This window comes from Actinobacillus seminis, from assembly GCF_002263215.1.
Lineage (GTDB): Bacteria > Pseudomonadota > Gammaproteobacteria > Enterobacterales > Pasteurellaceae > Actinobacillus_B > Actinobacillus_B seminis.
On record NZ_NLFK01000001.1, the window covers coordinates 179,578 to 198,081 of the forward strand.

Genomic DNA, 18,504 nt, shown 5'->3' on the forward strand with positions numbered 1-18,504 from the left:
TTCTTTCTTCGAAATATGTTTCGAGCTTTTACATAAATCGGGTTTCGCCGATGGCGACCTACTTTTCTTTGCTCGTGCAAAGCAAAGTAGGCAAAAGAAACACGCCCCGACTTCGCTGCTTTTCTTCACTTATTTGAAATTTTTTAACGCAAAATTCCAGAACTCGCTTCGCTCAAACATACTGAATTTTGCTAAAAATTTCAAAACGCTCAGGCGACTCAGACGGGGGAAATTCTACCGTACTAGATAACTTATTGGGTTCCCAACTTTAGTTGGTTACTTTCTTGCACAAGCAAGAAAGTAACAACACCATTAATGACGGAAATGGCGCATTTTCGTCAATACCATCACCATATTATGCTCATTTGCCGCATCAATCACTTCTTGATCACGCATTGAACCGCCTGGGTGGATAACACATTCAATACCCACTTTTGCAGCAGCATCAATTCCGTCACGGAATGGGAAGAAAGCATCAGATGCCATGACGCACCCCTTGATTTCCAATCCTTCGTCTTGCGCTTTAATCCCCGCAATTTTTGCCGAATAAACGCGACTCATTTGACCTGCGCCAATACCGATAGTTTGATTATTTTTTGCATAAACAATAGCATTAGATTTTACAAACTTCGCCACTTTCCAGCAAAATAATAAATCTTTTAACTCCTGTTCCGTTGGTTGGCGTTTGCTGACCACGTCTAAGTCCTCAATGCCCACCATGCCTAAATCCGCTTCTTGTACCAATAACCCACCGTTTACTCGTTTGAAATCCAAACGAGTGTGCGTCCCATCCCATTCACCACAGGCTAATAAACGTACATTTTTCTTCGCTTTAACGACTTCTTGCGCCCCTTGGCTGACACTCGGCGCAATAATCACTTCGACAAATTGACGGTCAATAATCGCTTTCGCGGTGGCCTCATCCAATTCACGATTAAACGCAATGATGCCACCAAATGCAGAGGTCGGATCCGTTTGATAGGCACGATTGTAAGCATCTAAAATATCTTCACCTAAGGCAACGCCACAAGGGTTGGCGTGTTTTACGATAACACAAGCCGGTTCAGCAAAACTTTTCACGCATTCTAACGCTGAGTCAGTATCAGCGATATTATTGTAGGATAATGCCTTACCTTGTAATTGTTTAGCCGTAGAAACAGAGGCTTCTTTCACTTCTTGCTCAATATAAAATGCCGCTTTTTGATGTCCGTTTTCACCATAACGCATGGTTTGTTTCCGAATAAAATTCAAATTCAAAGTCCGCGGAAATTGACCGCACTTCACATTCGGATCTTCTTCATCCGCCACAAAATACGGTTTGACTAATTGACCAAAATAATTCGCGATCATTGAATCATATTGCGCGGTATGCTCAAAAGCTTTAATCGCAAGATCGAAACGCGTTTCTAGAGTTAGGCTGTTTTGATTTTGATCCATTTCAGCTAAAATCGTATCAAAATCTGCATTATTAACAACGATCGCCACATCTTTATGATTTTTTGCCGCAGAACGCACCATTGTCGGACCGCCAATATCAATATTCTCTACTGCATCTTCTAATGTGCAATTCGGTTTTGCCACAGTTTCCGCAAAAGGATAAAGGTTGACAACAACCATATCGATACCTTCAATACCATGTTGACACATCACATCATCATCCGTTCCACGACGACCTAAAATACCGCCATGCACTTTCGGATGTAAGGTTTTTACCCGACCATCCATCATTTCAGGAAAACCGGTATAATCGGAAACTTCCATCACCGGCAATCCTTTTTTAGCCAACAATTTTGCAGTACCTCCGGTAGAAAGTAACTTAACGCCACGTTGTACTAAACCTTGCGCAAATTCTACGATACCGGTTTTATTGGAAACACTTAATAATGCTTGACGAATTGGACGATTTTTTTGCATTGAAATACCTTTTTAAGGTGTGAAAGAAAAAACGGAAAATATTATAACGCAAACGTTTGCTTTTATGTAGAAATAAATCACTTAAATCAGGCGAAAAAAAGCCCATAACAGATATGGGCTAAAATGTAAGATTTGGGATTTATGAATAAAATATCTAAAGCACGTAAATAGTAGCTTATCTATTTCTATTAAGCAATCCCCATAGCAGAAAATAACTTTTAACTAAAAATTAAAGTACGCTTTTTAAGGCATTTCCAATTTCCGCTAAGCTACGCACAGTTTTCACGCCAGCGGCTTCAAGGGCAGCAAATTTTTCATCTGCCGTACCTTTTCCGCCGCTAATAATAGCACCGGCGTGCCCCATACGTTTACCTTTCGGCGCAGTCACACCAGCGATATAACTCACCACCGGTTTGGTCACATTCGCTTTGATAAAGGCGGCAGCTTCTTCTTCAGCAGAACCGCCAATTTCACCGATCATCACAATGGCTTCAGTTTCAGGATCTTCTTGGAACAATTTAAGAATATCAATGAAATTTGACCCCGGAATTGGATCGCCACCTATCCCCACACAAGTGGATTGACCAAAACCGTAATCCGTTGTTTGTTTTACTGCTTCATAAGTTAAAGTACCTGAGCGGGAAACAATTCCGATTTTTCCTTTTTTATGAATGTTACCCGGCATAATACCGATTTTACACTCATCCGGCGTAATTACACCGGGGCAATTCGGACCAATCATACGAACGCCAGTTTGGTTAAGGCGTTGTTTGACTTGAAGCATATCTAGGGTTGGAATGCCCTCTGTAATGCAGATAATCAATTGAATACCTGCATCAATCGCTTCTAAAATCGCATCTTTACAACCCGGTGCCGGTACATAAATAACGCTTGCTGTTGCGCCGGTTTGTTCTACTGCCTCACGTACCGTATTAAATACCGGTAAACCTAAATGTGTGGTACCGCCTTTATTCGGAGAAACACCACCAACAAGTTGCGTACCATAATCTAAAGCTTGTTGAGAGTGAAATGTACCTTGTCCGCCAGTAAACCCCTGACAGATTACCTTTGTATCTTTATTAATTAAAATAGACATTATTTACCCTCCGCCGCTTTAACGACTTGTACCGCAGCATCAGTTAAACCGGTTGCTGCAATAATGTTTAATCCACTTTTTGCCAAAATGTCACGACCAAGTTCAGCATTATTCCCTTCTAAACGAACGACAACCGGAACACTTACGCCCATCTCGTTTACTGCGGCAATAATACCGTTCGCAATTAAATCGCAACGCACAATACCACCGAAGATATTCACCAATACCGCTTTCACTGCTTTATCTGATAAGATAATTTTAAATGCTTCTGCAACACGTTCTTTCGTTGCACCACCTCCTACATCAAGGAAGTTTGCCGGAGAACCGCCATGTAACTTCACGATATCCATGGTTCCCATTGCAAGCCCCGCACCGTTTACCATACAACCAATATTACCGTCTAATGCAACGTAATTTAATTGGTGAGATTCGGCAAGCGCTTCGCGCGGATCTTCTTGGCTTGGATCTTGCATCGCCGCTAATTCCGATTGACGATATAAGGCATTACCATCCACCACCATTTTTGCATCTAAGCAAAGCAAGTTGCCTTCAGTTGTCACTACCAACGGGTTAATTTCAAGCAGAGAAAGATCTTTTTCAACAAAAAGTTTTGCCAGTTGAGTAAAGATGAATGCGAATTGTTTAATTTGATCACCATCCAAACCAAGTTTAAACGCCAATTCGCGACCTTGATAAGGCATCCCGCTGGTTAACGGATCAATCGGTAATTTATGTAACAATTCCGGTGTTTTTTCTGCGACTTCTTCAATGTTCATCCCGCCAGCACTTGATGCCATAAAAACCACCTTCTGTGAAGAACGATCGACGACTGCCCCTAAATACAGTTCACGAGCAATACCGGCGGTTTCTTCTACATAAAGCGTATTTACCGATTGACCATTGGCATCCGTTTGGAAAGTAACTAAACGTTTGCCAAGCCATTTATCAGCAAACTCACGTACTTCAGCTTCATTACGAACCAGTTTTACTCCGCCGGCTTTACCACGTCCACCGGCGTGTACTTGACATTTAATTGCCCAAGCATCCCCCTTAAGTTGTTTAATTGCAGCAACCGCTTCATCCACGGTTTTACAGGCAATACCTTGACTGACAGGGAGTTTATATTCGGCAAAAATCTGTTTGCCTTGATATTCATGTAAATTCATCTATCTCGTCCTATTTTTGCATGGTTAAGGAATTAAATTTCTAATAACAAACGTGTCGGATCTTCTAATAACTCTTTGATTGTTACTAAGAAACCAACACTTTCACGTCCGTCAATTAAACGATGATCATAAGAAAGTGCCAAATACATCATAGGACGAATAACGACTTGCCCGTTTACGGCAACCGGACGTTCTTTAATCGCGTGCATCCCTAAAATCGCACTTTGTGGAGGGTTAATAATCGGCGTTGACATTAATGAACCGAATACCCCACCATTAGTAATAGTGAAATTACCGCCGGTAAGATCTTCTACCGTTAATTTTCCGTCACGACCTTTTTCGGCAAGCGCTTTAATTTCTTTCTCAATATCTGCCATACTTAATGTATCGCAATTACGCAATACCGGTGTGACTAAACCACGTGGTGTAGAAACCGCAATACTCACATCAAAATAGTTGTGATACAAAATGTCGTCTCCGTCAATAGAAGCATTCACTTCCGGATAACGTTTTAAGGCTTCCACGACCGCTTTAATATAAAATGACATGAACCCCAATCTTACACCATGTTGTTTTTCAAATTTTTCACTGTATTGTTTACGCAAGCTCATAATTGGTTGCATATCCACTTCATTGAAAGTAGTCAACATAGCTGTATTATTTTTCGCTTCTAATAAACGTTCAGCAATACGTTTACGTAAACGCGTCATTGGTACACGTTTTTCTTCACGATGACCTAAATTCATATCCACTTTAGGTTGTGCCGGTGCCGTCGCTTTTGCCGATTTTTGCGCTAATACACGTTCCACATCTTCACGCGTAATTCTGCCACCCACGCCAGTACCTTTGATGTCCTCGGCATTTAAATCATGTTCTGCCAATAAACGACGCACACCGGGGCTTACGCTATCGCTATTAGACTCATCCGAAGTCAATGCTGCTGAATGACGAGCCGCCGGAGTACTTTCGCTTGTTTGTACACTTTCTTTGGTCACTGCACCAGCAACGGCTTGTGCACTTACTTTACCTAATAATTGTTTACTCACCACTGTCGCGCCTTCCGACTCAACAATGCTCTCCAATACACCATCAGCAATTGCCGGTACTTCTAAAACGACTTTATCCGTTTCAATTTCCACTAGAATATCATCACGTTTAACCGCATCACCAACTTGTTTATGCCAAGTGACCACTGTTGCATCTGCAACGGATTCGGGTAAGTCCGGGGTTATAATCTCAAAATCGCTCATATCATTTTTCCTTTTCTCGTTGATGTTTTCATCAAAAGTGCGGTAATTCTCACCGCACTTTTCCCCTTAATCATTAAGCTAATGCTTGTGTAATTAATTCTCGTTGTTGCTCATTATGCAAAGCAGCATAACCGACTGCCGGAGAAGCCGAAGCCGGACGCCCCACATAACTTAATTTCGCATTTTCCGGTAAGGAACTTCTAAAGTTATGCTGGCTACAATACCAAGCACCTTGGTTTAGCGGTTCTTCTTGGCACCACACATAATCGGTAACATGGCTGTAAGGCGCAAGAATATCTTTCATTTCCTCATGCGGATATGGGTACAACTGCTCAATACGAATAATAGCAACATCCGTTTGTTCATTTTTACGACGTTGTTCAAGCAAGTCATAATAAACTTTACCCGCACATAAAACGACACGTCTTACTTTTTTCGGCTCCAATGTATCCACTTCGCCAATCACATTTTGATATTTTCCGTTAATTAATTCCTCCGCGGAAGAAACCGCTAACGGGTGACGCAGCAATGATTTCGGCGTGATCACGATCAATGGACGACGGATTTGACGCAACATTTGACGACGCAATAAATGATAAATTTGTGCCGGCGTTGAAGGCACGCAAACTTGCATATTTTGTTGCGCACAAAGTTGCAAATAACGTTCTAAACGTGCAGAAGAATGCTCTGGACCTTGCCCCTCATACCCATGCGGTAATAACATAACCAATCCGCACATTCTGCCCCATTTTTGTTCTCCGGAACTGATAAATTGGTCAATCACCACTTGAGCCACATTAGCAAAATCACCAAATTGCGCCTCCCAAATCGTCAGTGTTTTTGGTGTAGTAGTTGCATAACCGTATTCGTATGCCAACACCCCCTCTTCCGATAAAACAGAGTCCCAGACTTCAAAGCGACCTTGTTGTCTGTGCAATTGAGTTAATGGAATATAAATCGTTGCATCTTTCTGATTGTGCAATACGGAATGACGGTGGAAGAAAGTTCCACGGCCGGCATCCTCTCCTGAAAGACGAATATGATGCCCCTCATCCAACAAAGTAGCATACGCCATGGTTTCCGCCATTCCCCAGTCAAATAATTTTTCTCTATTCGCCATCGCTAAGCGATCATCATAGATTTTTTTCACTCTTGAATGCAAGTGGTGATTTTCCGGATACTCGCAAACTTTTTTCGCCAAACCGTCAAAACGTTCCGCCTCAAAGGTACTATCGTAATCCGACCATTCTTGGGTTAAGAATTTCGCCCAATCAGTAGCTTCACGATCCATTTCGCGCCATTGAGGTACCACACAGTCTCCGTTATCCAACGCATCACGATATTTATTCACTAACTCGGTAGCATATTCATCTTTAATTACTTGCGTATTCACTAAATGATCCGCATAAACTTTACGCGGTGTTGGATGGCGTTTGATTCGTTCATACATTAACGGTTGAGTGACTGAAGGCTCATCAGCTTCATTATGCCCGTGACGACGATAAGAAACTAAATCAATAAAAATATCACGTTTAAATTTCTCACGAAATTCCACTGCCATTCTCGCCACATAAGCCACTGCTTCGGCATCATCCCCGTTAACATGAATAACCGGAGCCTCAATCATTTTAGCAATGTCGGTACAATATTCCGTAGAGCGCGTATCGTTTGGATTAGATGTGGTAAATCCGATTTGGTTATTAATCACAATACGAATGGTTCCGCCCACGCTGTAACCGCGTGTTGACGACATATTTAATGATTCTTGCACAATCCCTTGTCCTGCAACCGCAGAGTCCCCATGTACCGTAATCGGTAATACTTGAGAACGTTCAGTATCATTTAAGCGGGTTTGTCTTGCTCTCACCGACCCTAAAACAACTGGGTTGACAATTTCCAAATGCGACGGATTAAATGCTAATGCTAAATGCACAATACCATTTTCCGTCATAAAATCAGAGGAAAAACCTTGGTGGTATTTTACGTCACCCGTACCATTGCCATGATGTTTTCCGGCAAACTCATCAAATAAATCCGCCGGTTTTTTACCTAACACATTGACCAACATATTTAAACGACCGCGGTGTGCCATCCCCATTACGATCTCTTTCACTCCATGACGTCCGCCATGGCGAATAATTTCTTTCATCAACAATACGAACGCATCACTGCCCTCTAATGAAAAACGTTTTGCGCCCGGAAATTTAGCCCCTAAATAACGCTCCAAACCGTCGGCAGCGGTCAATTCCTGTAAGAAAGAAAGTTGCTCTTCTTTATTAAACAAGGGTTTATTTAGCAGATTTTCTACTTTATTTTGCAACCAGGTACGTGCCTCTAAATCATTGACGTGCATAAATTCAAGCCCGATCGTACTGCAATAAGTTTCTTTCAAGGCTTTGGCTAATTCTCTTAAACTAATTTTCTCTTTGTTGTAAACATAGCCGCCAACATCAAACACTTCATCTAAATCATCATCAGTAAAACCATAAAATTTATAATCCAGCGTCGGTGCTTCCATCCGTTGCCATAATTTCAACGGATCCAAATCAGCATGTAAATGGCCGCGATTTCTATGTGCATTTACCCATTGCAGTAAATTAATCAATCTTGCGCTGACATTCGGATCGATAACGCCGGCACCGACTTTTGAGTTATCGCGGGCTAAACGTTTAAAATAATCGCGCACTTGGGAGTGTGGGTGCTCAAGTGCGGTTGATTTCGGGAGAGAATTGAAAATTTGTTGCCAACTCTCGTCGACAGAATCAGGATCACGAAGATAGTCTTCGTAAAGTTCTTCTATGTAAGTTTGATTCGCTCCACCTAGCGCACTAGAGGCTAACCATTCACTGATAGGAGTATTTTTTTGCATTGCGACCACCTAATTGGGTTTGATAGATAGTTAAGGTCTAATTACTAAAATCCGTATATTGCTACATACGAACCGCTTTATTTACCGTTTTGAACTGAATTCAAGGACAACGTTAATCGGATTACTTTACTGTCTCATTTGCTCCAGCTCCGTAACAATATAAAATCAAATATGTTACCAAGAAGAAATCTGCTGTAATAAAATTTAATCTCCCCGGATTATATCTCGTTATATCTCGCATTCACTGTCCATTGCTTAATCAACGCTCTTTCCAAAAAGCATTTACACTTTTTCGAATTATTATTCATCAAATTACTACGTTGGTTAATAAGAATATAAACAGCAGAAAAGAAGCATTGGAAAATATAGCTACATAAATGGCTATAAATTTTATTACCATCTGCGCGGATAACATGGGAATTAAGATCAAGACTGTATTTAAAATAAACAACAGCATCAATACGCATTATTCTCTCCTTTGAAGCGAAGTTTGATAAAAAATTAACTTGCTGTTGTCACACAGTCTAAGCATTCGGATAATCCCAAAATGCATTAATTTTTACTCAAACTATTTTCTCTAATTAGAAAACAAATTACCTATTTAATCAAGTTTATTGTTTAACACCATATTAACATTTTGTCATTTTTCTGATCTTGATCACATTTTTAAAAATTAACATTTTTTACAAATAAAAATTTAAAAAAAAAAAAAAAAACCTATCCCCCTGTGTGCCTTGCCTACCCACGACTAACAGGTTATATTGGAGTATAACTTATAAACACAACACTAAAACAAGAGAGGAATATCTATGCCTGAATTAACTGCAAAATTAACATTATCTGATGGACGCGAACTGGAACTCCCTGTACACAAGGGTACCCTAGGTTATGATGCTGTAGATGTACAATCCTTAGTGAAAAATAAACTTTTCACTTTTGACCCCGGATTTATGTCAACCGCATCTTGTGTATCAGAAATCACATACATTGACGGTGATAACGGTGTTTTGTTACATCGGGGTTATCCAATCGCGGATTTAGCTGAAAATGCCGACTATCTTGAGGTTTCTTACCTGCTCTTATTCGGCGAGCGTCCCAGCAAAGAAGAATACCAAAAATTCCGTCAACTAGTCACTCGGCACTCTCTTGTCCATGAACAAATTGCACGATTCTTCCACGGTTTTCGTCGAGACTCTCATCCAATGGCAATTATGTGCGGGGTAAGTGGTGCATTAGCAGCGTTCTATCACGATTCTTTAGATATTAACAATATCACTCACCGTGAAATTACTGCCATTCGCCTGTTAGCTAAAATGCCAACCTTGGCGGCAATGTGTTATAAATATTCAATGGGCCAACCGTTTATGTACCCACAAAATCATCTTTCTTATGCGGGTAACTTCTTACACATGATGTTTGCCACTCCGTGTGAACCCTATGTCGTCAATCCGGTATTAGAACGCGCAATGGATATTATCTTCACACTTCATGCCGACCATGAACAAAATGCTTCAACTTCCACTGTTCGTACAGCTGCCTCCTCCGGTGCTAACCCATTTGCTTGTATTGCGGCCGGTATCGCCTCATTATGGGGACCTTCACATGGCGGTGCAAACGAAGCCTGTATCAATATGTTAGAAGAAATAGGCAGCGTCGATCGCATCCCTGAATTTATCGCTCGCGCTAAAGATAAAAACGATCCGTTCCGCTTGATGGGCTTTGGTCACCGCGTATACAAAAACTATGATCCGCGTGCTAAAGTGATGCGTAAAACCTGCCATAGCGTACTTAAAGAGCTTAATATTCAAAATCCACTCTTTGAAGTAGCCATGGAGCTTGAACGTATTGCCCTTGAAGATCAATACTTTATCGATCATAAACTCTATCCAAATGTGGACTTCTATTCCGGTATTATTCTTAAAGCAATCGGTATTCCAACATCTATGTTTACCGTGATCTTTGCTTTAGCGAGAACCGTTGGTTGGATCTCTCATTGGAAAGAAATGTTCAAACCGGGCAATATGAAAATTGTGCGTCCACGCCAACTTTATCGTGGTGAAAAACAACGCCCGTTTGATGCCATGGATAAAGATTAATTTTTATCAGCATACCTAAAAAGCGCGGTCAAAAATGACCGCACTTTTGCTTTCTTATGTCCTATTTCCTTTCTCTAGTGCTCAATTATATTTCCATTTATTTCTTCTAAACGCCAATTTGCAAAATTATTTTTACATTCAAAATAATTTCTTAAATAACTATTCACGGGTATCATGTAAAAATTTTGTTAAATAGCTCACAAATTTAAAAGAAAACGATTGCATAAAAATAAATTCTACTGTATATCTTCATATTGTCTATTTATTGTAAAAGACACAACATCAATAAATACCTATCTATAGGAGCTATATAATGAAAAAACTGTTTAAACTTTCTCTTATCGCCGGTATTGCAGCAACTTCCTTTGCAGTACAGGCCGAAGATCAATTCGTCACGATCGGTACCGGCGGTCAAACCGGCGTTTATTACGTGGTAGGTCAATCTATTTGTCAATTAGTAAACCGTGATACCGCAAAAACCAATATTAAATGTAATGCACCTTCAACCGGTGCGTCTGTTGCGAATTTAAATTCCATTGCCGCACATCAAATGGAAATGGGAATTGCACAATCTGACTGGCAATACCATGCTTACAACGGTTCAAGCTCTTTTGAAGGTAAGAAAAACGACAAATTACGTGCGGTTTTCTCAATCCATCCGGAACCATTCACATTAATGGTACGTGATGATGCGAATATTCAAAGTTTTGACGATTTAAAAGGCAAACGTGTGAATGTGGGCGACCCGGGTTCCGGTACTCGTGCCACAATGAACGTTATCCTTGCAGCGAAAGGCTGGACAGATAAAGAATTTAAGGTTGCTTCCGAATTAAAACCGGCAGAAATGGCATCTGTTATGTGTGATAACAACTTAGATGCGATTACTTATAACGTTGGTCACCCAAATGGCGCGTTAAAAGAAGCGGCTGCCTCTTGTAATACCCACTTAGTACCGATTACAGGCCCTGAAATTGATAAATTAGTCGCAGATAACCCATACTATGCGAAAGCAACGATTCCAAGCGGTTTATATAAAGGTACCGATAACCCTGTTGAGACTTTCGGAGTTTATGCCACTTTAGTGACATCTGCTGATGTTGATGCCGATCGTGTTTACGCAGTAGTCAAAGCAGTTTTTGATAATTTTGATCGTTTCAAACGCTTACACCCGGCATTTGAAAACTTAAAAGAAGATGAAATGATTAAAAATGCACTTTCCGCACCATTACACGAAGGTGCCATTCGTTACTATAAAGAACGTGGTTGGCTGTAATCCTTACGGATAAAAAAGAGGCAGACTTAAGTGTTCTGCCTTTTTCCGTTTAATAAAAATAATATCATAATCACGTTTACTGTTATTTAGGAGATTTTATGTCTGTAAAATCGGAAGCTATAGGATATGATGATCTTCAGGATATGGTCGCCTCTAACGATTCGGGCGGTCGTAATCCGGCAGGATTTACCAAAAACTTGATCATCATCACTGCTATTTTGTGGTCTTTATTTCAATTGTATTACACCTCCCCTTTCTCATTTTGGTTACAAGAAGTCATTCGTAGCTGGGGATGGGATTTAAATGTCGTCATTGACGATACCAAAGCGCGTTCTATTCACTTGGCATTTGCTTTATTTCTTGCCTATTTATCTTTCCCCGCATTTACCAGTTCACCGAAACACCGCGTACCTTATCAAGATTGGCTATTTGCCACCTTGGGTGCATTTTTAGGAGCCTATTATATTTTCTTCTATGAAGGCTTAGTTACCCGTTTCGGTGCACCAAATATGCAAGATATTATCGCCGGCTGTTTAGGAATTATCCTATTACTCGAAGCCTGCCGACGTAGCCTTGGTTTACCTTTGGTCATTATTGCCACTGTATTTTTATTATATAACTACTTTGGACAATACTTACCGACAAACTGGATCATCAGCCACCGTTCCGGCTCCTTATCGCAAATTATCAATCAACAATGGGTCACCACCGAAGGAGTCTTTGGCGTCGCCCTTGGCGTGTCCACCAAATATGTCTTCTTATTCGTACTTTTCGGCGCATTATTAGATAAAGCCGGTGCTGGTAACTACTTTATTAAAACCGCCTTTGCTTACTTAGGGCATTTACGTGGCGGTCCGGCAAAAGCCGCTGTTGTTTCGTCCGGATTAACGGGGTTAATTTCCGGATCCTCGATCGCCAATGTGGTTACCACCGGCACCTTTACCATCCCCATGATGAAACGCGTAGGTTTTTCCGCAGAAAAAGCGGGAGCGGTTGAGGTAGCCTCTTCGGTAAACGGGCAAATTATGCCTCCGGTCATGGGAGCGGCGGCATTCTTAATGATTGAATATGTCAATATGCCATACAGCCAATTAATCGTGCATGCGGCTTTACCGGCACTAATTTCGTATATCGCTTTAGTGTATATTGTACATTTAGAAGCTTTAAAATTAAACTTACACGGTTTACCGAGAACTGATTCGCCAAATCCGCTGTTAGTGACCTTATTAAGAATTGTTACCACTATTTTAGTGGTCATTGGTTTAGTGATCGCGGTAAATTTCTCTTTAGGCTGGATAAAAGTCGTCGCACCGGATTATGCATTTGTCATTGTTTGTGCATTATTAGCACTTATTTATTTGCTATTAATCTATCGCGTTGCCAAATTCCCGGATCTTGAAATTGATGATCCAAATGCTCCGGTAGTCAAATTGCCATCAGCAAAACCAACCGTCAACGCCGGTTTACATTTCTTAATTCCGGTTGTCATTTTAATTTGGTGTTTGATGGTAGAAATGCTTTCTCCAGGACTTTCCGCATTCTGGGGAACCGTTGCCCTCGCGGTCATTTTAATTACACAACGTCCGCTTTTAAATCTGTTCCGCAAACAACCTATTAGCAAACAAGATTTCACTGACGGAGTGAAAAACCTAGTGGACGGATTAGAAGCCGGTGCTAGAAATATGATCGGTATCGGGATTGCAACAGCCACCGCAGGGATTATCGTCGGTGTGGTTTCGCTTACCGGCTTTGGTGTACAACTTTCCGGTATTATCGAAATGCTCTCTATGGGTAACATTTTATTAATGTTAATCTTGGTAGCCATTTTCAGCTTGATTTTAGGCATGGGCTTGCCGACAACTGCTAACTATATTGTGGTTTCCTCCTTAATGGCATTGGTTATCGTCGAAGTCGGCAAACAAAACGGATTAATCGCTCCGCTGATTGCGGTACATTTATTCGTCTTCTATTTCGGTATTATGGCAGACGTTACCCCACCTGTCGGTTTGGCTTCCTTTGCCGCTGCAGCGGTATCTGGCGGTAACCCGATCAAGACCGGTATAGTTGCTTTCTTCTATAGTTTAAGAACGGCAATTTTGCCATTCTTATTTATCTTTAATACGGATTTATTGCTGATTGATGTCGGTTGGGCAAAAGGAACGCTGGTCGCTGTCGTTTCAACTATCGGTATATTAGCCTTTACCGCCGCCACCATGAACCATCTGTTTATCAAAAATAAATGGTGGGAGACCGCACTTTTGGTACTTGGTGCTTTTATCATTTTCCGTCCAGGCTTTTTTATGGAATATGTTTCACCAACATCACGCCATATTGAGCCAACGCATATAACCGAAGCGTTAAGTGAAACGCCTGTCGGCAAAAATATTATGCTTAAAGTTTCCGGCGTCAACCAATATGGTAAAGAAGTGGAATTTTATTCCCAATTAACCGTTCCGAACGGTAATAGCGGCGAAGATCGCTTGAAAAACTTAGGATTAACCTTGTTAGATACGGGAGATAAAATTGAAGTTGACGGTAACGAAACACATAAAGTGATTATTGATATGGTAGAAATTGATTCTCCGGCAGCGAAAGCCGGCTTAAACTGGGATCAAACCTTATTAGAAGTTGCTTTACCATTGGAATCTTTGCCGAAAGAATGGATGTTTATCCCGGGATTATGCATCATTTTTGCTACCGGTTGGAACCAACGTCGCAGGGCAAAAAAGTAGAACAACGCTAATATCGTAAGAGGCTATCCAACAGATAGCCTCGTTTATACCGAAAAAAAGGATTATTTATGTATAAAAAACTCTTAATCGCCATTGATCTCAATCATCTCGATAGCGCTAAATTTGTTGTAGACACCGCGCTTAATCTAACCAATCGCAATCCAGATGCGATTTATCGTGTTGTATCGATTATCGAACCGGTGGATGATAGCTTTATTTCTGCCTTTTTACCGAAAAACTTCGATAAATCGGTGATTGAAGAAGCCAATAAAGCGCTGCATCATTTTACGCGAACCCATTTTCCGGCAGAGGCAAAAGTACAACATATCGTTGCTCATGGTACAATTTATGAAGAAATTAATCGTATCGCAGATGAAAAAGCGGTAGATTTGATCATTATGTTGGCGAGCAGTAAACCGAATGCCAAAGGGTTGAGCAGCAATACGGTTAAAGTGGCACGTAATAGTACTAAACCAATTTTAATTTTAAAATAAAGCAAAAAGTGCGGTGAAAATTTTGCTTTTTTCACTGCACTTTATCAGTTTAGTTGTTAATTCACATCAATTTCCACTTCAACTGACATCCCCGGAATAATACGTTCCAATTCTTCCTGATTTGGATCAAATTCGATTTTTATCGGAATGCGTTGTGCAATTTTCACAAAGTTTCCCGTGCCGCTATCTGCTTTAATCAAACTAAATTCGGAAGCGGTTGCCGGCGAAATATCCGTTACCCGCCCAATAAATTTTTTACCACCTAACGCATCAACAAAAATAGACACTTTTTGCCCTAAACAAATTCGTTCGGTATCCGCCTCTCGAAAATTTGCAATAATCCAATTACGATTAGAAACTAAGTATAGCAACTGTGCGCCTACTGATACATATTGCCCAACTCTTACACTCACTTGGCTTAAACGCCCATTTTCCGGTGCAGAAATTACCGTATGCTTAAGATCTTGCTGTGCTAAAACTAATGCAGCTTTTGCATTATCGACCGCTGCAATCAGTTTTTTTTCTGTAATATCAACATTTAACAGATCTTGTTGGGCAATATGAAACTGTTCTTTTGCTTGTAATAACGCCAAATTAGCCTGTTTATAATTATTATTCGCTTGATCCAATTCCCGTTTTGAAATGGATTTAGTGTTGTATAACGTACTGACTCGTTTTTGCTCAATCGCTGCTAAATTAAATTGTGCTTTTGCACTATCAATTGCTGCTCGACGCAAACTCAATGTCGCTTCGGCTGTAACACGTGTTTGCGGAATTCGCTCCAATGCCGCCTGCTGCGCCTTCAAATTTGCTTCTGCCTGCGCGACCTTAGCCAAGTAGGTTTCAGGATCAATAATAACTAATGTCTGCTCTTTTTTTACCGGCTCAAAATCCTGTACGGGAACTGCTTTTATATATCCTGAAACTTTAGGGCTGATTAAAGTAATTTGCCCTCTAACATAAGCGTTATTGGTATAAACAGAATTTAACGAAAAAGGAGGTAAACGCCAAATATAAAAGACGGTAGATAATCCCAAAAGCACAGTAACAATAAAAATTACCATGCTAAGATGATGTTTTTTAGGCGACCATCTTTCCGGTTGTGAAGTAGGTTGTTGCGATTTTTGATCCGTGTTATTTTGCGCAGGTTGTGAAGAAGATATCGTTTGTTTTTCCATAATTTTCTCTTATTTTTTATTTCTTACATTCGCTAATGCAGCTAATTCTTTACCTAAAAAAATCTTTTCCGTCAAATGAAAATATAATCGATTCACGGAGGTATAAACAAACCCAACGGTTGCGCCAATCCCTATTAACATAAATAAATCATTATACGCATGTACTGTTGCTTCTTTAGCGGATTGAGCAATAAGATCTTGTAATGCAAAATTCGTTACACTTTGTGTATTCATACCGCTGTATAAAAATTGATTGGTTATCTGACTGAATGACGCATTGAAAATAGGATAAGTAAAGCTGAAATATTGTGTTATATCGGCTAAATAAATGTTGGTTCGATACGTAATAAAGGCACTAAAAATAGCCGCACCCCCTAATCCGCCAACGATTTGTGATACGCCGAAGACCGCTGAATAACTCATAATATGCAATGGGCTTGTCGACAATGCCCGAATCATTCCCTCAATCATCATTGGACCTAAAAAATAAAGTGTAGAAAAAGCAATAATTGCTTGACTAAAATAAATTTGCTCCGGTCGCGTTTGCACGCCAATATGTGTATCCATAAAAGCACCAACCGCAATGCCAAATAACGCAATAGATATCGAACGTCGTAAATCAGTCATCTTTAGCGTAAGAATACTGGCAATAATCCCTAACGAGGATGCCAAAATGACAATTAAGTAAAGTGTTGTCATTTGTTCGTTTTGCATGCCCAGTGTTTCCATCAAACCTGCCGCACCAACGGTCTGCTCTGAAGTTAAAACCCGAGTAAACGCCCCCAAAAAGCCAAACATCAAAATTTGTGGTCGAGCAATCCAATACCAATCAAGCATAGGGTTAGAACGTTTTGATTCTAACCAAAGTGCCAAACTAACCATTACCATGCTTATTGCTAATATCCAACCTAACCAATTTTCCGATGTCCACCAAATAATACGCCCTTGCACTAAAAAACTGCATAATAAAGCAATTCCACCCGCAAATAAGGAAAAACTCACTAAATCATTTTTATTCAAATTACGCGAAATCAATCCCGGAGGAAGAGGTAATGCCATTACACTGCCGATACAAAGTAATGTTATTACACTTTGGAAAATCAAGATATGCGTTATCTCGCCATCAGCAAACAGGAAGGCATCAACACTCTAGCAAGAGGAATACCCAACTGCATTAATCCCCCGCCCAATACTATTCCAATTATCTTTGATTTACCCGTTAATCCTTGTGTAAAATACAAAATAGATGTCACCATCATACCACTGGATCCCATTCCGGATATAGCTCTGGAAATCAATTCAATAGAATAATGATTAATTCCTATTTGCAATAAATTACTAATCAACAACAAAGATAGAGAAAGTTTTACAAAACGCGAAATACCGAAAGATTGACGAATTTTAAAATACATAATGCTCATACAAGCATATGTCATATAATAACTGACTTGGATCCATCCACCTTGCTCCATAGTCAATCCCAATTCGCCACGTAATTGAGGTAAATAAGCAAGCAATAACCCGTTTTGTAATCCGGCATTCAAGGATAGCAGCAGCCCGATCAACATATACCGAATACGACGTGAGCGGTTATGCACCGGTGATGCCGGCGAACCCGCCATAAATGGCATTTCATGTGGTTTAAAAATATAGCCATTTGATTCTAACAATGCCATAGTCTTTCCATATTACAACTCAAAGGTGCTCATAAAAGCAATCGTCGCAAACTGCCAATTTATTCATCAAATAAAATTTATAAACTGCGCACTAAAAACGGATTGTTTTCTTTTTCTTGCCCAATCGTAGTACAGGCTCCATGCCCCGGTATGATCACCATATCCTGGTTAAGTACCAATAACTTATCGCAGATTGAGTGAATTAAGGTTTGATAATCTCCACCGGGAAAATCAGTTCTGCCGATACTGTTCTGAAATAAGACATCTCCAGTAAAAGCAATATTTTTCTCGTGCTCAATTAACCCAATATGCCCAGGAGTATGTCCCGGTAAGTGTAGCACCTCAAAAGATAAATCACCAATTTTAATGTTCTCGCCATCCTCGTTCAACCAACGATCCGGTGAAAACGCCTCAATCTCAAATAAAATACCGAATTTTTGTGATTGCTCAGCTAATCCCTTCAACCAATATTCATCAGCTTGATGAGGTCCCCAGACTTCTACATTAAAATGTGATTTAAGTTTAACCGCTGCCCCCACATGATCCAAATGACCATGAGTTAATAAAATTAATTTTAAATTAAGCCCCAATGCTTCAATACGTTTAATTAATTTATCACTGTCTCCGCCGGGATCAATAACAGCGGCATTTTTTTCTTTATCCCAAATCAACGAGCAATTTTGTTGAAATGCCGTCACTGGAATAATTTCTATATTCATTTTACTGTCCTCTTTTTATAAATAAAGAAACCGCAGCAAGT

General features: G+C 40.3%; 13 protein-coding genes. 4 read left to right on the forward strand and 9 right to left on the reverse strand.

Features of this window, described 5'->3' with window-relative positions:
• Positions 1 to 312: 312 nt before the first annotated feature.
• The 5 genes from purH to sucA form a co-directional block, all read right to left on the reverse strand.
• A complete protein-coding gene (gene purH, locus CFY87_RS00980) occupies positions 313 to 1,914 on the reverse strand; it encodes a bifunctional phosphoribosylaminoimidazolecarboxamide formyltransferase/IMP cyclohydrolase (protein ID WP_094945443.1) in 1,602 nt (533 codons plus the stop codon).
• Positions 1,915 to 2,143: 229 nt separating this feature from the next.
• The gene (sucD, locus tag CFY87_RS00985) at positions 2,144 to 3,010 is read right to left on the reverse strand and encodes a succinate--CoA ligase subunit alpha (RefSeq protein ID WP_094945444.1); all 867 of its coding nucleotides are present in this window, start codon (positions 3,008 to 3,010) and stop codon (positions 2,144 to 2,146) included.
• Positions 3,010 to 4,176, reverse strand: a complete 1,167-nt coding sequence (gene sucC, locus CFY87_RS00990; protein WP_094945445.1) for an ADP-forming succinate--CoA ligase subunit beta — start codon at positions 4,174 to 4,176, stop codon at positions 3,010 to 3,012. Before sucC ends, sucD begins: the two co-directional genes overlap by 1 nt.
• A gap of 32 nt (positions 4,177 to 4,208) precedes the next feature.
• The gene (gene odhB, locus CFY87_RS00995) at positions 4,209 to 5,426 is read right to left on the reverse strand and encodes a 2-oxoglutarate dehydrogenase complex dihydrolipoyllysine-residue succinyltransferase (protein ID WP_094945446.1); all 1,218 of its coding nucleotides are present in this window, start codon (positions 5,424 to 5,426) and stop codon (positions 4,209 to 4,211) included.
• Positions 5,427 to 5,499: 73 nt separating this feature from the next.
• A complete protein-coding gene (gene sucA / locus CFY87_RS01000) occupies positions 5,500 to 8,295 on the reverse strand; it encodes a 2-oxoglutarate dehydrogenase E1 component (RefSeq protein ID WP_094945447.1) in 2,796 nt (931 codons plus the stop codon).
• 809 nt (positions 8,296 to 9,104) lie between these two features.
• Here sucA and CFY87_RS01010 point away from each other — a divergent pair.
• The 4 genes from CFY87_RS01010 to CFY87_RS01025 all read left to right on the forward strand — a co-directional run bounded on the left by CFY87_RS01010 (position 9,105) and on the right by CFY87_RS01025 (position 14,890).
• Positions 9,105 to 10,391, forward strand: coding sequence for a citrate synthase (locus CFY87_RS01010; protein ID WP_094945449.1), 1,287 nt, complete (start codon positions 9,105 to 9,107; stop codon positions 10,389 to 10,391).
• A 313-nt stretch (positions 10,392 to 10,704) separates the two neighbouring features.
• Entirely contained in the window at positions 10,705 to 11,664 is a 960-nt protein-coding gene (locus CFY87_RS01015) for a TAXI family TRAP transporter solute-binding subunit (protein ID WP_094945450.1), read from the forward strand.
• Positions 11,665 to 11,762: 98 nt separating this feature from the next.
• Positions 11,763 to 14,396: a TRAP transporter permease gene (locus tag CFY87_RS01020; RefSeq protein ID WP_094945451.1), complete on the forward strand. Its 2,634-nt coding sequence runs from the start codon at positions 11,763 to 11,765 to the stop codon at positions 14,394 to 14,396.
• Positions 14,397 to 14,464: 68 nt separating this feature from the next.
• Positions 14,465 to 14,890, forward strand: coding sequence for a universal stress protein (locus tag CFY87_RS01025; RefSeq protein ID WP_094945452.1), 426 nt, complete (start codon positions 14,465 to 14,467; stop codon positions 14,888 to 14,890).
• Positions 14,891 to 14,946: 56 nt separating this feature from the next.
• Here the strand turns inward: CFY87_RS01025 and CFY87_RS01030 are convergent, their stop codons facing one another.
• The 4 genes from CFY87_RS01030 to CFY87_RS01045 form a co-directional block, all read right to left on the reverse strand.
• On the reverse strand, positions 14,947 to 16,068 hold the full coding sequence (locus CFY87_RS01030; RefSeq protein ID WP_094945453.1) for an HlyD family secretion protein: 1,122 nt from the start codon (positions 16,066 to 16,068) through the stop codon (positions 14,947 to 14,949).
• A 9-nt stretch (positions 16,069 to 16,077) separates the two neighbouring features.
• A complete protein-coding gene (locus CFY87_RS01035) occupies positions 16,078 to 17,127 on the reverse strand; it encodes a hypothetical protein (protein WP_094945454.1) in 1,050 nt (349 codons plus the stop codon).
• Positions 17,128 to 17,180: 53 nt separating this feature from the next.
• The gene (locus CFY87_RS01040) at positions 17,181 to 17,744 is read right to left on the reverse strand and encodes a hypothetical protein (RefSeq protein ID WP_094945455.1); all 564 of its coding nucleotides are present in this window, start codon (positions 17,742 to 17,744) and stop codon (positions 17,181 to 17,183) included.
• A gap of 77 nt (positions 17,745 to 17,821) precedes the next feature.
• Complete coding sequence (locus CFY87_RS01045) at positions 17,822 to 18,463, reverse strand: MBL fold metallo-hydrolase (protein WP_094945456.1); 642 nt, start codon at positions 18,461 to 18,463, stop codon at positions 17,822 to 17,824.
• Between the last annotated feature and the right edge of the window lie 41 nt (positions 18,464 to 18,504).

What these genes read in the sequence shown, in the direction of transcription:
- CFY87_RS01030 (WP_094945453.1), bottom strand. Translation starts at nt 16,068, where the DNA reads ATGGAAAAACAAACGATATCTTCTTCACAACCTGCGCAAAATAACACG.
- sucA (WP_094945447.1), bottom strand. Translation starts at nt 8,295, where the DNA reads ATGCAAAAAAATACTCCTATCAGTGAATGGTTAGCCTCTAGTGCGCTA.
- CFY87_RS01020 (WP_094945451.1), top strand. Translation starts at nt 11,763, where the DNA reads ATGTCTGTAAAATCGGAAGCTATAGGATATGATGATCTTCAGGATATG.
- CFY87_RS01040 (WP_094945455.1), bottom strand. Translation starts at nt 17,744, where the DNA reads ATGGCATTGTTAGAATCAAATGGCTATATTTTTAAACCACATGAAATG.
- sucD (WP_094945444.1), bottom strand. Translation starts at nt 3,010, where the DNA reads ATGTCTATTTTAATTAATAAAGATACAAAGGTAATCTGTCAGGGGTTT.
- sucC (WP_094945445.1), bottom strand. Translation starts at nt 4,176, where the DNA reads ATGAATTTACATGAATATCAAGGCAAACAGATTTTTGCCGAATATAAA.
- odhB (WP_094945446.1), bottom strand. Translation starts at nt 5,426, where the DNA reads ATGAGCGATTTTGAGATTATAACCCCGGACTTACCCGAATCCGTTGCA.
- CFY87_RS01010 (WP_094945449.1), top strand. Translation starts at nt 9,105, where the DNA reads ATGCCTGAATTAACTGCAAAATTAACATTATCTGATGGACGCGAACTG.
- CFY87_RS01025 (WP_094945452.1), top strand. Translation starts at nt 14,465, where the DNA reads ATGTATAAAAAACTCTTAATCGCCATTGATCTCAATCATCTCGATAGC.
- CFY87_RS01015 (WP_094945450.1), top strand. Translation starts at nt 10,705, where the DNA reads ATGAAAAAACTGTTTAAACTTTCTCTTATCGCCGGTATTGCAGCAACT.
- CFY87_RS01035 (WP_094945454.1), bottom strand. Translation starts at nt 17,127, where the DNA reads ATGGCATTACCTCTTCCTCCGGGATTGATTTCGCGTAATTTGAATAAA.
- CFY87_RS01045 (WP_094945456.1), bottom strand. Translation starts at nt 18,463, where the DNA reads ATGAATATAGAAATTATTCCAGTGACGGCATTTCAACAAAATTGCTCG.
- purH (WP_094945443.1), bottom strand. Translation starts at nt 1,914, where the DNA reads ATGCAAAAAAATCGTCCAATTCGTCAAGCATTATTAAGTGTTTCCAAT.